General features: G+C 62.6%; 13 protein-coding genes. 4 read left to right on the forward strand and 9 right to left on the reverse strand.

The genetic code is table 11. The annotated features are described in order from the left end of the window. Positions 1-24: 24 nt before the first annotated feature. From ACTJK4_RS04370 to ACTJK4_RS04400, 7 genes are all read right to left on the reverse strand, one after another. Complete coding sequence (locus ACTJK4_RS04370) at positions 25-2016, reverse strand: type II and III secretion system protein family protein (RefSeq protein WP_232042141.1); 1992 nt, start codon at positions 2014-2016, stop codon at positions 25-27. A 109-nt stretch (positions 2017-2125) separates the two neighbouring features. Next, positions 2126-2977: a Flp pilus assembly protein CpaB gene (gene cpaB / locus ACTJK4_RS04375; protein WP_232042142.1), complete on the reverse strand. Its 852-nt coding sequence runs from the start codon at positions 2975-2977 to the stop codon at positions 2126-2128. A 49-nt stretch (positions 2978-3026) separates the two neighbouring features. Further along, positions 3027-4466, reverse strand: coding sequence for an ATP-binding protein (locus ACTJK4_RS04380; protein ID WP_316878230.1), 1440 nt, complete (start codon positions 4464-4466; stop codon positions 3027-3029). A 61-nt stretch (positions 4467-4527) separates the two neighbouring features. Continuing rightward, positions 4528-5073, reverse strand: coding sequence for an A24 family peptidase (locus ACTJK4_RS04385; RefSeq protein WP_316878229.1), 546 nt, complete (start codon positions 5071-5073; stop codon positions 4528-4530). Positions 5074-5162: 89 nt separating this feature from the next. Next, the gene (locus ACTJK4_RS04390; RefSeq protein ID WP_024976443.1) at positions 5163-5333 is read right to left on the reverse strand and encodes a Flp family type IVb pilin; all 171 of its coding nucleotides are present in this window, start codon (positions 5331-5333) and stop codon (positions 5163-5165) included. Between the two features lie 46 nt (positions 5334-5379). Further along, positions 5380-5550, reverse strand: coding sequence for a Flp family type IVb pilin (locus ACTJK4_RS04395; RefSeq protein ID WP_440816278.1), 171 nt, complete (start codon positions 5548-5550; stop codon positions 5380-5382). A 148-nt stretch (positions 5551-5698) separates the two neighbouring features. Further along, a complete protein-coding gene (locus ACTJK4_RS04400) occupies positions 5699-5866 on the reverse strand; it encodes a Flp family type IVb pilin (RefSeq protein WP_039600933.1) in 168 nt (55 codons plus the stop codon). Between the two features lie 964 nt (positions 5867-6830). On the opposite strand from ACTJK4_RS04400, the gene ACTJK4_RS04405 reads away from it, so the two are divergent. From ACTJK4_RS04405 to ACTJK4_RS04420, 4 genes are all read left to right on the forward strand, one after another. Next, on the forward strand, positions 6831-8102 hold the full coding sequence (locus tag ACTJK4_RS04405) for a glycosyltransferase family 87 protein (RefSeq protein WP_440816281.1): 1272 nt from the start codon (positions 6831-6833) through the stop codon (positions 8100-8102). Between the two features lie 124 nt (positions 8103-8226). Next, positions 8227-9426 (forward strand): glycosyltransferase family 87 protein, encoded by a 1200-nt coding sequence (locus ACTJK4_RS04410; protein WP_440816284.1) that lies wholly within the window; start codon positions 8227-8229, stop codon positions 9424-9426. After that, a complete protein-coding gene (locus tag ACTJK4_RS04415; protein ID WP_440816845.1) occupies positions 9426-10439 on the forward strand; it encodes a glycosyltransferase family 2 protein in 1014 nt (337 codons plus the stop codon). Before ACTJK4_RS04410 ends, ACTJK4_RS04415 begins: the two co-directional genes overlap by 1 nt. Positions 10440-10441: 2 nt before the next feature. Beyond that, a complete protein-coding gene (locus ACTJK4_RS04420; RefSeq protein ID WP_440816287.1) occupies positions 10442-11707 on the forward strand; it encodes a glycosyltransferase family 87 protein in 1266 nt (421 codons plus the stop codon). A 34-nt stretch (positions 11708-11741) separates the two neighbouring features. Here ACTJK4_RS04420 and ACTJK4_RS04425 read toward each other — a convergent pair whose 3' ends face one another. Together ACTJK4_RS04425 and ACTJK4_RS04430 are read right to left on the reverse strand one after the other, a co-directional pair. Then, positions 11742-12782 carry an acyltransferase family protein gene (locus ACTJK4_RS04425; protein ID WP_414560270.1) on the reverse strand — a complete coding sequence of 347 codons (1041 nt, stop codon included), beginning with the start codon at positions 12780-12782 and terminating at the stop codon, positions 11742-11744. After that, a complete protein-coding gene (locus tag ACTJK4_RS04430; protein ID WP_440816290.1) occupies positions 12779-13975 on the reverse strand; it encodes a glycosyltransferase family 87 protein in 1197 nt (398 codons plus the stop codon). Before ACTJK4_RS04430 ends, ACTJK4_RS04425 begins: the two co-directional genes overlap by 4 nt. Positions 13976-14043: the final 68 nt, after the last annotated feature.

Consider the following 14043-nt stretch of genomic DNA (forward strand, 5'->3'; position numbering starts at 1 on the left):
GCATTTCTCCACATGGTTCCCGGGTTAGCGTGTCTGCGGGGTTGTGGTCGTGTCGGCCACTGCCGTCTGCCGGCCCTGCGTCTTGGTTCTGGCCTGGGCCAGCCGTGCTGCGGTGGCTTCGATTCGGGCGACACGCGCGGCGTTGTCGTCCGTGGGCGCCGTGGCCGAGGTTGTGGCGGACGCGGGCTCCACAACCGGTTGCGTGGCCGCTGGTTTCTCGGGCATGGCGTTTGCCGGTTGCGTGGGCGGGGCGATGCTCACCTCAGTGCGTGGTGCAGGGGTGGCCGGGGCCACCGGGGCGGGCGCAACCGGAGCCGGCATCGGCGCCTGCGAGCTGGGCGCAGCGGGTGCGCTCGGTACCTGCGCAGGTGCTTGCGGTGCCGTTGCAGGTGCAGCAGCCGTTGCTGGTTTGGCCGTACGGTTCTTGGCGCCGGAGCCTTCCATGTTGCCCGTCAGGTAGACGGCAAGGTCGCTGGGCGTCGAAAAGCTGTCAGTCGGCAGCGGATACGACGCTGTCTGCATTGGCTGCACCAGGCGCGGCGTGATGACGATGACCAGCTCCGTCAGATCATGCTGGAACTGCGTGCTGCGGAAGAGCGTGCCCAGGACGGGGATTTCACCCGCGCCAGGCAGTGCCTTCAGCGAGCCGCGTGCGTTGTCTTGCAGCAGACCACCGATGGCGAAGCTCTCGCCGTCACGCATCTGCACGGTGGTGGAGGCGCGCCGCGTGGTAATGAGCGGCAGGATGGTCTGGCCATTCGTGTTGGCACCGGTAACAGTTGCGCCCGTGGGTGAGAGTTCCGACACCTCCGGTGCCACCTTGAGGTTGATGCGGCCATTGGCCATCACGGTCGGCGTGAACTTCAGGCCAACGCCGTATTCCTCCTCTTGCAGCGTGATGGTGGGTGCACCACCTGAGCTGCTGCTCTGCGCAACCGGGATGTAGATCTTGCCGCCTGCCAGGAAGCTGGCTTCCTGGCCACTGAGCGTGACGAGATTCGGCTCGGCAAGAATCTTCACCAGGCTATCGTTCTTTTGCGCATCCAACTCAACCTGGAAGGGCCGGTTGTTCGCCTTGTTGGCAAAGAGCGCGGTAGACGATCCGGTTAGCAGGGAGGTCAAGAGGCCGCCGCCCCAAGAGCCGAATCCGCCTTGGATATTGAGTGCCGAGCCCAGCTGGTTCAGCAGGGTCTTCGACACTTCCGCCACCTTCACTTCCAGCATGACCTGCTGCGGTGTATCTACGATCATCATGTTGATGACGCTGGCACCGCCGGCGGCACCACCACCGCCGAGTGCACCTGCCGCGCCGCCGCCCTTGTCCGCACCGCTTTGTGCAGAGGCTGCATAGGCGTGGGCGATTTCCATGGCTTGCTGTGCCGCCTGTGCGCTCGACACGTTGCCGGCCAGTACCAGGCTGTCTGCCGCGGTCGTCACGCGAATCTTGCTTTCACTCGGCATCAGCTGCGCGAGCGAAGTCTGCAGGCCACCGGCATCGGCGTTGACCACCACATTGACGATGCTGCAGGCGCCGCTGCGACCTTGCACGATCATGTTGGTGGTGCCGACACTGCGGCCCAGCAGATACATGGATTGCGGCGACACCATGGTGGCTTGCACCACGGCTGGGTTGCCGAGGGTGCGATTGCGCACCGGCTCCGGCAGCGAGATGAGCGAAGACTTCCCAACAGGCACCACCACGCTGCTTTCGCCGCGCACGGCGCCTGTGCAGTTTGGGCCCCGTACGTCAGCGACCGGCGCGGTCGCCAGCGCCGGGTTCATGCTGATCGTCATCTGCACCGGTGCGGTTGCCCCGGCACGAGACTGCACCACGACCGGTGCTGTGGTGGACTTGGCTACGGCGCCTGCTTCCATGGCCGTTTGTGCTGTCGCGTGCGTTGGCATGCAGAGCATGGCACCGGCGGCACTTGCCAGGACGAGCATGCGCGTGCTGCCGAGGATCTGTCCGCTACGTAGCGCGACAGTGGCGACATTGGTTTTTTGGTTCGTATTCATATCTCCCCCCCCGAGGGTCTGCTGCACAGGATGAAAATGCGGTTGATACGCTGTGGCTGGTTAACCTCTACGTTGCAATGCGTGTTGAAGGACTGTCAGGTGTAGCGGCTCAGAAGCACTCCATGCTGCCTTGCACGCCAGCCAGTACACCGATGCAGTCGCGTTGCCGGCTCGGACCCGAGGCAACGTGGCGCACCTTGGCGGTTGCACGGGTCGTGCTGACCATCACCACCTTGGGTGTGGGCTCGGCTGCGGGCGTGCCCAGCAACGTGCCCTTGGTGGCGCCGCCGGTTGCCGTGGCGGCCACGTCGACCTGATTGCGCAGCACCAGCGAGAGCGTTCCGACGCTGCGTGCCACATCGAGCTTCTCTGCCTGCTCGGGTGTGACTTCCAGCGTGACTGCGTTGACGACCTTGGGTTGCGTGTCATCCCGGCTGACTTGCTGTGCGACTGCCAGCACCAGGATCTTTTCCAGCACGATCTTGGAGATGCTGTTGTTATTGTTGTTCGCGCTCTTCGCGTCTTCATTGGTGTTGACGATCACGTCGACCAGGTTGCCTGGCAATGCGAAGCCCGCTACGCCCACCACGTCATTCACACGCACGGTGATGGCGCGCTTGCCTTCCGCGATGACGGCGGAAAGGCCGCCCTTGGTACCGATGGGTGCGAGCTTGCTCTCCAGGATCGGTTCGCCTTTCTGCAGGCTCGCGCGCACCACACGCCCTTGCAGCGCCTTGGGATCGTCAAACGTGCCCGGCGGCAAGCTGCCGGCTGGCCAACTGACCATGCGCAATTGCTCATTGCCCAGCGGTTGGCCAAGATCCATGTCGCTGGCGGCCACTGCGACTTGTTTGACGGAGCTGGATGACTGCTGAGACAGCCAGCGTGATGCAGAGACAACGGCGGCGATCCCTGCCACCAATGCGACGACCAGCATCACGATTGCACGCGCGTTTTTCATGATGAGTTCCCCCTTCTGAGATCAATAGAGCGGATCGGATCGGCAAGGCTCAGGTGAGCACCTGCTTGTCCTGCCGCCAGCCCATGCCCGCACTCATGGAGTCGGTTGTCTTGAAATCTGTGTGCGAACAGAAGTAGATGTCCCACGCCCGGCGCAGTGCCTCTGGGGTTACCGCGGACGGCCCGCCGTGGTACTGGACGGCCGAGGCCACCAAGCGCAGCAGATCGCGTGGAATGCAGGCCAGCAATGGTTTGCCGCTGACTTCGTGCAGCGCTTCGCGCAGATAATCGAAGGCGGCATCTGCGTTCTCCAGGCCGAGATCCTGCGCAGCGCGCAGATAAACCTCCCGGTAGTCGGCCACCGAGAGCGGCCCTACGTAAAGCTTGCTGCCGAGCCGGCGTAGGAAGGCGTCGTCGCCCAACTGAGCCGGCTCAAGGTTGGTCGAGAAGATCGGCCAAACATCGAACGGCACGGAGAACCGCACGCCATTGCGCAGCGAGAACATGTCGACGCGGCGGTCCAGTGGCACGATCCATCGGTTGAGCAGCTCGCTCACGCCCACTTGCTGGCGGCCAAGGTCATCGACGATGTAGATGCCGCAGTTGGCCTTCATGTGAGGGGGCGCTTGATAGAAGCCGGTCGTGCCGTCATAGCGCAGCTCGAGCATCTCCAGCGTCAGCTCGCCGCCGGAGAGCACCGCGGGCCGATGGCACATCTGCCAGCGGCGGTCCAGTGGACGTCGGGCCACGGGGCTCTCTTCATCTTCCTGCGCTACGTGCACGAGGGGGTCGAAGATCTGGATGATCTCGCCCGCGATCGTGATGGCGTGCGGCACTGGCACGGCGCCGGGCAGCAGCATCCCGAGGTGCTGGGCGAGATAGGTCTTGCCGCCGCCGGCAGGACCGTAGAGCATCAGCGCGCGGCTCGTGTTCAATGCGACGCCGACATCGTCGAGCAGGTCCGGCGGCATCACGAACGTGCTGAAGGCCGCGGTGACATCAGACTTGGACAACGAGGCAAACTGGATGGAGTGCCGTTGAACGGATTCAACATAGGCTTCCAGCGTGACGGGTGCGGCGCCGACATAGCTGCAGCGCGCAGTGAACTCAGCCGCGCGTACATAGCCGGCGTCGGTCAGGTGAAAGCGCACGTCCAGGTCGTTGGCGCCACGGTGGGCGACTTCCAGCATGCGCTCGCGCACGGCGTAGGCCGCCACTTCATTGATGACCATGGCGGGCAGCTTGATGGTGTCCATCAGCATGACCAGCGTGGCGCTGCGATGCAGGTAGGCCACTTTCATGAGCAGGCCGAGCAGCAACGAGATGTCCAGGCCCGTTTCGGCCACGGTGCGCGGCAGGATGTGCCAAGGGGCAGCGGGCTCGCGACGGGAGGCGTCCAGCCCGGTGGGCGATGGCACCGCCTCCAGCGAGCGTGGCGCATGTTGGACGCCTCCGAATTCTGTGTGCTCGATTTTTTGGTCCCCGATCATCTTCATCACCGTTTGGCTGTGTGAATACGAAGTGCGTGCCCAGATGTGCAAATTGCGCGCATCAAGCCGATGCAAACAGGACTGCAATCGTGCCGGCGGCAATCGCAACGCCGTACGGCAACGTGCCCACCGACCAAGAGGCATCGGCTTGCGGCGTTGGTGCTCCGCCTTCCCGGCTGATCTGCCCCGACGTCAACAGGACGTCGCGCAGGTTGCGGCGCAGCTGCGCCATGCGCTTATGTCGGAGGGTAAATACCAGTGCCCAGATGCCGCCGATCACGAACGTGGCCATTGCAATCTCAAAAGCCATGAACGCACCAAGCCATGCGCCTACTGCCGCCATGAGCTTCACGTCGCCCGCAGCCATGCCGCGCAGCAGATAGAAAGGCAGGAAGATCGCCAGGCCCGTAAGCCAGCCGCACGTCCACTCCAGGGCGCCGTTGCCGAAGCCATGGATTGCTACCTGCAACGGCAGCGCCGCAAGCCATGCACCGAAGGTCAGCCAGTTCGGGATGCGGCGATGCTGCGCGTCGATGGCCGCCGCTATCAGCGCTACGCCCATGGCAACGGGGCCAATCATTGACGAGAGCAGGGTGGCGTCGTTCATGGTGTCCTCGGGTTCTTTGGTGCGATTGCGTGTTCAGTTCAATGAGGTCGGGACTCGCAAGCGTTGTTGTTATTCGGTGCGGAGCAACATCACGGGATGGCCGCAGCGATCATTTCGTAGAGAGACTTCACACTGCTACCCAGCGCCACGACGGAGCCGAGAATGACGATCGCGATAAGTGAACCCAGCAGTGCGTATTCGATCGAGGTAACGCCTTGATCATCGCGCAGCCACTTCCTGGGGTTGATTGGCTTATGCATGCTGGTCTCCTGCGTAGCGCTGGTAGCTGACCGTGTTGGCAGTCCGCTAGAGCGCGGCTGCAATGTTGGAAAACACCGTACTCAGGTTCGTGCCGACGAGCTGAACTGAGGCGATGATCACCACGGCGATCAATGCCGCGATCAGGCCATATTCGATTGCAGTGACGGCTTGTTCGTCGTACAGGAACTGCTGTAGAAGCGTGCTGTAGCGGTACATGACAATCTCCCTTTTGCCTAAGGCAGAAGTTCTGCCGGTTGTTGCTGGAGCGTGGGTTGCCACGTTCATGGCGACCCACGCCTGCACCTGCTTGGCATGCATTGCTGGGCAGCAATGCAGTGAGCCTTGCGTTTGCAACATCAGCGCGTTAGAGCGCGTTTGCGATGTTGTTGAACACGGTGCTCAGGTTGGTGCCGACCAGCTTGACCGAGGCGATGATCACGACAGCGATCAGGGCGGCGATCAGGCCGTATTCGATGGCGGTCACACCATCTTCGTCACGGGCGAATTGCTTGAGTGCGTTGAGGTAGTTCATGACAATCTCCTTCAGTGGAAAAAATGCGCGTTCGAAAAGCCAGAATGAGAGAGGTCATGTCGGCGGCGCACAGATGGCACAAGCATGAAACGGCCAGCAGCCTTGGCTGCCGTCACCTGCCCGCAGGAACTCACGTGACACGCACCGGGCGGTGTCGCACAGCGTGCTGTCCCATATGGGCGATGTGAGCGTGTTGTTGGTCGGCATTTCTCTCGATCCCTTTTTTCAATTCGATGCTTTGAATTGGAGATTCCGTTTCGCTTCGCCGTCTGCTGTGAACTTGCTGCGCCCCGTTCAAGGCGGCGGTGACGATGTCCTGCGATCTGGCATAGGCAAAAGCCGGGCCACCCCCGTGCACTTCCATGTGCGACAAGGCTTTGCGGGCGATTGGCTGAATTCGAGGGCGCGTGCCTGACACTTGGTTCCGGCGTTCTCGGGGGCGGAGTTGCCAGGGGGAAACGCGTAGCGAGGCCCGTCGATTTGGATGAGGCTACGTAGGGATGACGCAGCGCAGGGGTGTCCTCATTCAAACGGACAGGTGGGGGGGTAGCGTAGTGGATGGTGGAAATCGCCGCTGGGTAGGCTGGGGGTCTGCGTGAGGCTCTTCGCCGCGCCCCAGTTGGCGGTGTGCCAATGGCCGGGCGACGTTTCCGGATGGAAACGTTGATGGATCCTCCTTGCGTAGCGCTTGGATGGTTGCGCGTAGCAAGGCCGCAGCAACAACGCATCGCGGGAAATGTCCCCGTGCTTCAGTGCTGAAACGTCGATGCAATTTCGACGCTTGGGCGGCGCTCAACACAGACCGCAGGCGCGTGCCGTCCCTTGCCTTATCCGAGTGAGCGAACAAGACTGGGCTCTAAGACCCGCACGCGGCGTGAAGCCGTCGCGCGCGTGACGAAGCCCCACTCAGCGCAGCGCAGACATCGTGTGCCGCGCATCACCCGGAACCGACGCGAGGAGCAGCATGAGCCAGAGATCTGTGCGTCTGCCAGCCACGCGCAGTGCCGCTGCAGCAATTCGTGCAACCGGTGAGGATGCTGCCGGCCACTGGATCGATCTGGCCCGAGTGCGGGCGTACAGCGGTGCGCTGCTGGTTCTGTTCTGCGTGCTGCTGCTTGGCTGGGCCTGGACGAGCAATGGCTTTACCGATGTGACGATGGCGCGTCCTGGAACGGATTTCTCGGCGTTCTGGGGGGCCTCCCATCTCGCGCTGACGCAGGGGCCCCTGCATGCATATGACGTGCGCGAACTGACTGCGGTGATTGCCGAGCATGGAACGTTGGGAAAGGGGGCTGAGCTGATCCTTCCCTGGCTCTATCCGCCGACCTTTCTGCTGATGGTCTTGCCGCTGTCGTTGTTGCCGCTGACTTTGAGCTACCTGCTGTTCCTGGCCGGCACGGGGCTCGTCTATTTCAAATCGATCGGCATGTTGACGCGGGCACAGCACCCCTGGCGCCAAGGGTTGTGGTTGCCTGTGCTGGCCGCTCCGGCAACGCTTATCACCATTCTTGCTGGCCAAAACGCGCTGTTGACAGCCGGTGTGGCAGGTGCAGCGGTGTATCACCTGAACAAGCGCCCCGTGCTTGCCGGTGTGCTGATCGGTTTGCTTGCCATCAAGCCGCAGCTGGCGGTGTTGTTCCCGCTGGCCCTGGTGATGGCGCGTGCATGGACGGCGCTGGCCAGCGCGCTGCTGACAACCGCAGCGTTTGCGAGTGTCAGTGTGCTGGTCTGCGGCTGGCGTACGGTGCCGGCGTTCCTTGCCAACGCGCAATGGGTGCGGGCGAGCTTCATCGAGGGCGGCGCCAACCTATGGTGGGGCATGCCAACACCTATTGCAGCCGCCCGGCTGGCGGGGGCGAGCGTGAACGGTGCGTACGCCGTACAGGTGCTGACAGCGCTGGCGATGGCCGCCGCGATGGCCTATGTCTGGCGGCGGACGACGACGTTTGAGTTACGTGCTGCGGCGCTGGCGATTGCCACGCTGATGGTGTCGCCATATCTGCGTGACTACGAGCTGACATGGTTGGGGCTGGCCATTGCCGGTCTGGTTGGCGACCGTGTGCATGATGACAGCGGCCACGGCCTGGCGAGCGGCGAGCGGGCGCTGCTCGTTGTGGCCTGGCTGCTGCCGATCTATGAGCACGCCAATCCTTATCTGAAACTGCCGCAGATCGGGCCCCTGGTTCTGATCGCCATGATGGCGCTTGTTGTGCGGCGTGTGGCAAAGTGGGTGTGAGGGTGCCATGTCCATCGCCTTGAACCTTCTAAAGCACAGGGCGCCTGAGGTATCGGCGGCGTCTCCAGTGGCCGCCGCGGGTGCTCGCCACTGGTTGGGCGCGGACCGCCTGCGCGTGTACTCGATGGCTGCGCTGGCCTGCTACGTCGCGTACTTTGTAATCTGGGCCGTTCGCGCCAGTGTGTTGAGGGTCGCGGGTGTCTTTCCGCTTGGCGGCGATTTTCTGGTGTTCTGGAGCGCCGCGCAGTTGGTGCTGCAAGGGCACCCACTCGCTGCCTACGATGTGGCTGCGCTGCATAACGTGGAGCTGGCAACCGTCCCGCTGGTGGCGACAACCCAGGGGTTGTTGCCCTGGTTCTATCCGCCAACCTTTCTGCCCTTCGTCGCCCCCTTCGGGCTGCTGCCGTACTGGCTTGCCGTGCTCGTCTTCCTGAGTATGAGCGTCGGGTGCTTCCTGTGGGTTGTCGGCCGGATCGTGCCATTGCGGCAGGCATGGCTGCCGTGCGCGGCGTTTCCGGGGATTGCGGTCGTGCTTGCAACCGGGCAGAACGCGTTGCTCTTGGCGGCGTGTGCTGGTTTGGCGCTCACGTTGCTGCATTCCCCTCGCCCCAAGCGGCCCGCAAGCCCGATCGCCGCGGGCATGTTGCTGGCTCTGCTGACAGTGAAACCGCAATTGGCGGTGATGTTTCCGGTGGCGCTGATGTGCGCCAGAGCCTGGAAAGCGTTGATTGCAATGGCGCTGACCTCGCTCGCATTGGTAGTGCTGGCGCTGCTGGCGTTCGGGCCGCAGTCGTTCATTGCCTTTCTTCACAACGCGGCGTTTGCACGGTCGGCGGTGGAATCCGGCGCAGTCCATCTGGAGCGCATGCCCACCCTCTTTGCCATGGTCAAGATGCTGCACGGCAGCGTGATGCTGGCCTACGTGCTGCATCTGATGGGGGCCTTCACGGCCTGTGCCGCAGTCGCCTATGCCTGGAGTCGGCCTTGCAGCTTTGCACTGCGCGCTGCAGCCGTGCTGACGGCAAGCATGCTCGCCAGCCCCTACCTGTACGACTACGACTTGGCCTTCCTTGGTCTGGCCATTGCCTGGCTGGCCTCCTACGCGTTGCGGGACGGGTGGCTGCCCGGTGAACGTGAAGGGCTCATCCTGCTGTGGCTTCTGCCGCTGGGCGGAATGCTCTTGATTGACCGACTCGGCTTTCAGCTGATGCCGCTTGTATTGCTGCTTGCACTCGCGCATATCGCGCGCCGTATTCATCTTGAGCGCACACGCAACGCGTCACGCAGCCGCGTGCCAAGGCGCCTTGGACGGGGAGAACAATGATGTTGGATTACAAGAGAAACCAACTCCTTTCGCTGGTTGTACCGTTCTACAACGAAGGCGAGGCGCTAGAGTCCTTCTTTGCACGGGTCGTGCCGATCCTGGAGTCGATCGAGTTCACGCAGTTCGAGATCGTGTGCGTGAACGACGGTAGCAAGGACGACACCCTGCAGAAGTTGATCGCCGTGTCACGCACGGACGAGCGTGTACGGGTGATCGATCTGACACGCAACTTCGGCAAGGAAGCCGCGTTGACGGCCGGCATTGACGAGGCACTTGGTGATGCCGTCATCCCAATCGATGCTGATCTGCAAGATCCGCCGGAACTGATTCCCACCCTGGTAGCGCACTGGCAGAAGGGGGCGGAAGTGGTCCTTGCACAGCGCGCCAGCCGTGCCTGCGACACCTTTCTCAAGCGGGTGACTGCCGCCGCGTATTACCGCGTCCACAACATGTTGTCCGACCTGAAGCTGCCGGAGAATGTTGGCGATTTCCGCTTAATGGACCGCGCGGTCGTCAATGCGCTCAAGCAGTTGCCCGAGCGGCACCGGTTTATGAAGGGCCTGTTTGCGTGGGTGGGTTTCAACACCGTGATCGTTCCGTACGAGCGCGAGGCACGCAGCGCAGGTCAGTCGAAGTTCTCCGGCTGGCGCCTGTGGAACTTCGCGCTGGAAGGCATCACCAGTTTCAGTACCTGGCCGCTGCGGAGCTGGACGTATATCGGTTTGGCCATTGCAAGCCTGGCATTCGTGTACGGCAGCTACATCATCGCTCGCACCATGGTCCTGGGTGTGGATGTGCCGGGCTATGCCTCGCTGCTGTCGCTGCTGCTGTTTTTTGGTGGCTTGCAATTGATCGGGCTGGGCGTGGTGGGCGAATACATTGGCCGCATCTACGACGAGGCCAAGGGGCGCCCGATCTACCTGGTGAAGCGCCGCTATCAGGAGCGCCGACTACGCAACCGGTTCACGGGTGAGCGGCGCGTCATTCAGATGGTGCGAGGTCAGCGCGGTTAGGCGTGTTCCAGCAAGAGAGGCGCGTCATGTCGGCAATGGATTCTGGGCGCCTGGCCCGTCGCCTGACCATCTACGCGATGGCAGCATTGGCGCTCCAGATCCTGGCGTTGATGATCTGGGGGATCCGGTTTTACCTGCTGCACGACTGGACAGCGCCAATGCTCGGCTACGATTTTTCGGTATTCTGGTCTGCCGCCCGGGTGACGATCGAGCACAACGCAGCAGCCGTGTTTTCTGCGCAATGGATGCAGCCGCTGGAAGAGTCGCTGCGGCACCAGATCGGCTACTCCCCATGGCCTTATCCGCCCACCTTCTTGCTGGCAGTCATTCTCTTCGGACTGCTGCCATTCGGGGCTGCCCTCATCCTTTACTTTGTGCTCGGCTTGTCCGCTTATGGCGCGATGCTTGTGCGTATCAATCGCAACGTCGACCGTGCATGGTTGCCTTGGTTCGCCGCGTTCCCGGGGGTGCCTGTCGCGCTGGGGTTGGGCCAGAACTCGCTTCTGACAGTGTCTGCAGCGGGTGCCGCGCTTGTCTTGCTTGAGGCAAACGCGGGCGTTGCCGGACTGTGTATCGCGATACTGGTGATCAAGCCGCAATTTGGCGTGCTGTTTCCGCTGGCGCTTGCGTGCGGTCGGCAATGGAAGGCGCTTGTTGTGGCGGGTCTGTGCACCTTGGCCTTCGTTGGAGGCAGCGTTGCCGTCTTCGGAGTTGACGCATGGCGCGCGTTTGCAGCGTATCTTCCCGAGTTCAGCCGGATCGCGGTGGAGCAGGGCGGCCGTGAAATGTGGCTCGGCATGCCAACCGTATTCGCCGTGAGCCGCAGCGTGGATCTACCCGTGAGCGTGGCTTATGTTGTGCATGGCTTGGTCGCTGCGCCTGCCGTGATCGTCATGACCTTCCTGTGGGCCAAGCGCGCGAGGTTCGAGCTTCGCGCAACGGCCTTCGTCGTGGCCACGCTATTGATGCAGCCCTACATCATGTTCTACGACCTGGTCTGGTTGATCCTGCCGATCGTCTTTCTGATGCGCGATGCCAAGGTCCAAGCGTTGAATCGTCTGGAGTGGATTCTGCTGATTGCGGCGTGGCTGGCACCTGTGCAGGGCGTTGTTGCGGCCTATGTCGGCCGCTATCTTCAGGTGCTTCCTGCGGTGCTGGTTGCGTTACTGGTGATGGTAATGCGGCGTCATTTTGCATCCATTGCAGGAAGCACGCATTCTGCTGACTGTCTTGCCGACCATGTGGCAGGCGTATCCCGCGTCGTTTAAGTGTTTGTTGCCGAGTAAGTTGCGCCCCCATGCGTTAGCGTTGCGGCACCTGCGATGACGTTGCACGCGAGAGCATTTGAGACCACGCATTGAACCGGTTACGAAACGGCAGCTCGACGTAGTTGTGCAGCACATGGGCGGCGGCAAACGCCCAGAAGAGAAACAGCGCGTAAGTGACAAGTTGATCCGCGAGCCCGACGTCCGCCGGCATGCTCACGACAAGCGGCAGCATGACGCCATGTGCCAGATACAGCGGATATGACACCTTGCCAAGATACTGCGCCGCCGGCGTTTGGAGGATGTGCGAGACGGGGCCGCGATCACTGATGAGCGCACCGATCAGCGCGCCGAACGTCAATGGCGCGGTCAGTGCAGACCCGGGAAGGGCATCTGCCGAAATGAGCAGGAACAGCGCTGCTGAAAATGCCGTCACCTGAAAGACGGGGCGGCTCGCCCAGGTAATAAGGCGATCTCGGAACTCATAAAGGAGGGCGCCGATGAAGAAGCCTGCAATACACCGCAGCCAGCCGAATTGGTGAACCAACTTACTGAGGCAGCCGCCCTGGAGAAGGCAGGCTCGGTCGATCTCGATCCAGGCGGCCAGCGCCCACGCGGTCAAGCCTAACGCTGCGAATACCACCCTGCGGGTGCGGCCGCGCATCAGGATGCAACCCGCACCGAACACAAAGTAGACGTACATTTCGTCGCTGGCGCTCCAGCTCACGGCGTTGCCGATGCCAGCCTGGAAGACGTTTAGGCCCTGCGACATGGTGGCGAGTGCCAGCGCCTCGCCAAACGCCGGCAGATGGCGGGCCACAATGAGGGCCAGGACCGTGGTTGCGATGTGCGTTGGCCACAGACGGCCAATGCGGCGGATCATGAACGTGCGCAGCGATGCAAGATTCGACAACTGCGGGCCACACGCGCTGCTGATGACGAAGCCGCTCAAGACAAAGAAGAGGTCCACAGCAAGATAGGCGTTGGCAGAAAGCGGGTGCGGCCATGCGCAGAACATGTGATGCACAACGACAAACAAGGCCGCGATGCCGCGCAGGCCCTCAAAGCTTCTGTTCACGCCGTTGTCCCCTGCGCAGGGTTGGATGCGTGTGCGCCAATCGCGGCTGCGGGTGGTGTTGCAGCGTCAGAGCATTCGCGTCGTGCGATCACGCGTTGTGGCGCCCGCGCCCGCCGCACGATGATGGCGAGCAACGCCACCAGCACGATCGGCGCCCATTGCCCTGTCCGGTGCGAAAGCACGGCGAACAGGCCTTGTGCAGGTACCAGCCAGGCGGCAAGCAGCACCGCATTTTCGAAGCGGTTGCTGCTGTGGCGCACGAAATCGACCGCAAGCCAGGCCATCGGCAAAGCGAGCCAGGCGAGGTCGTAGTAGATGAGATAGGGCTGCACCATCAGCGTTGCAACGGGCAGTGAGGCAGCGCGCAACTCAAAGCGGCAGGCGCTGCGCCATAACCAAACGCAGACGGCAATCACGAGCATCGCCACGCCGGCGTGAGCCGCATATGACACCGTGGTCGAGCACCCGGCAGACCGCAGCGTGCCGAATACCGTCGGCGCGCCATACAGGATCACACCACCATTCTCGACAATAGCGTGGCGGAACATGGCCATGCTTCTTGCGGCGGCTACAAAGGTGGCTGTGCCAAATGCGAGCCAACTCACCGCCAAAGTCAGCACCGAGAAGAACGCTGCCGATGCAAGCGCGCGCCACTGGCGCTCGCAGAGCAGGTATAGCGGGAACAGGATGCCCAGTTGCGGTTTGATGCACAACATGGCGATGCAAGCACCTGCCGCCACCGGAGATCGCCGCAGCAGCACCAGCGCCGCACCCGCAGCCGCTGCGGTGAAGAGCGAATTCTGCCCCGTGACCAGCGTGACCCACACACCTGGGAACGCAACCGCCGGAATGAGCCAGGGCAGCCGCAGCGAGTCTGGCACCGACCGCAGCGTTTTGTTGAGTATCCCCAGAAAAAGCGCAATGCCGCTGCCTGAGAAAACCACCGTGGCTGCACCAAACGACAACGCGCCAATCGGGTAGATCAGCAGCAGAAACGTTGGAGGATAGGAGAACGGCCCAAAGATGTCGGGCGGCAGGATGGCGGCTTCCGCAGCGCGCAACAACCCCCAGTCATAAGCTGCTGCCGCGCCGTGCGTGATGGCCAGGTTGGCGGCACTCCAGAAGACAGCCAGATCCCACCCCGGCGACGGAATGGTGGTGTTCTGCAGGATGTGGTGGCCCCACCACCACATGCCGAGCAGGAAGTACTCAAGGAAGAGCAGGGCCCCGCCATAAACATGCAGCCGGCGGGACCCCTGCC

It is taken from the genome of Ralstonia sp. 22111 (genome assembly GCF_052045895.1).
Lineage (GTDB): Bacteria > Pseudomonadota > Gammaproteobacteria > Burkholderiales > Burkholderiaceae > Ralstonia > Ralstonia wenshanensis.

Bases quoted from the DNA above. Each gene is read 5' to 3' on its own strand.
- ACTJK4_RS04405 (WP_440816281.1), top strand. From the start codon at position 6,831: ATGAGCCAGAGATCTGTGCGTCTGCCAGCCACGCGCAGTGCCGCTGCA.
- ACTJK4_RS04430 (WP_440816290.1), bottom strand. From the start codon at position 13,975: ATGTGGTGGTGGGGCCACCACATCCTGCAGAACACCACCATTCCGTCG.
- ACTJK4_RS04370 (WP_232042141.1), bottom strand. From the start codon at position 2,016: ATGAATACGAACCAAAAAACCAATGTCGCCACTGTCGCGCTACGTAGC.
- ACTJK4_RS04400 (WP_039600933.1), bottom strand. From the start codon at position 5,866: ATGAACTACCTCAACGCACTCAAGCAATTCGCCCGTGACGAAGATGGT.
- ACTJK4_RS04380 (WP_316878230.1), bottom strand. From the start codon at position 4,466: ATGATCGGGGACCAAAAAATCGAGCACACAGAATTCGGAGGCGTCCAA.
- cpaB (WP_232042142.1), bottom strand. From the start codon at position 2,977: ATGAAAAACGCGCGTGCAATCGTGATGCTGGTCGTCGCATTGGTGGCA.
- ACTJK4_RS04385 (WP_316878229.1), bottom strand. From the start codon at position 5,073: ATGAACGACGCCACCCTGCTCTCGTCAATGATTGGCCCCGTTGCCATG.
- ACTJK4_RS04410 (WP_440816284.1), top strand. From the start codon at position 8,227: ATGGCTGCGCTGGCCTGCTACGTCGCGTACTTTGTAATCTGGGCCGTT.
- ACTJK4_RS04395 (WP_440816278.1), bottom strand. From the start codon at position 5,550: ATGTACCGCTACAGCACGCTTCTACAGCAGTTCCTGTACGACGAACAA.
- ACTJK4_RS04415 (WP_440816845.1), top strand. From the start codon at position 9,426: ATGTTGGATTACAAGAGAAACCAACTCCTTTCGCTGGTTGTACCGTTC.
- ACTJK4_RS04390 (WP_024976443.1), bottom strand. From the start codon at position 5,333: ATGCATAAGCCAATCAACCCCAGGAAGTGGCTGCGCGATGATCAAGGC.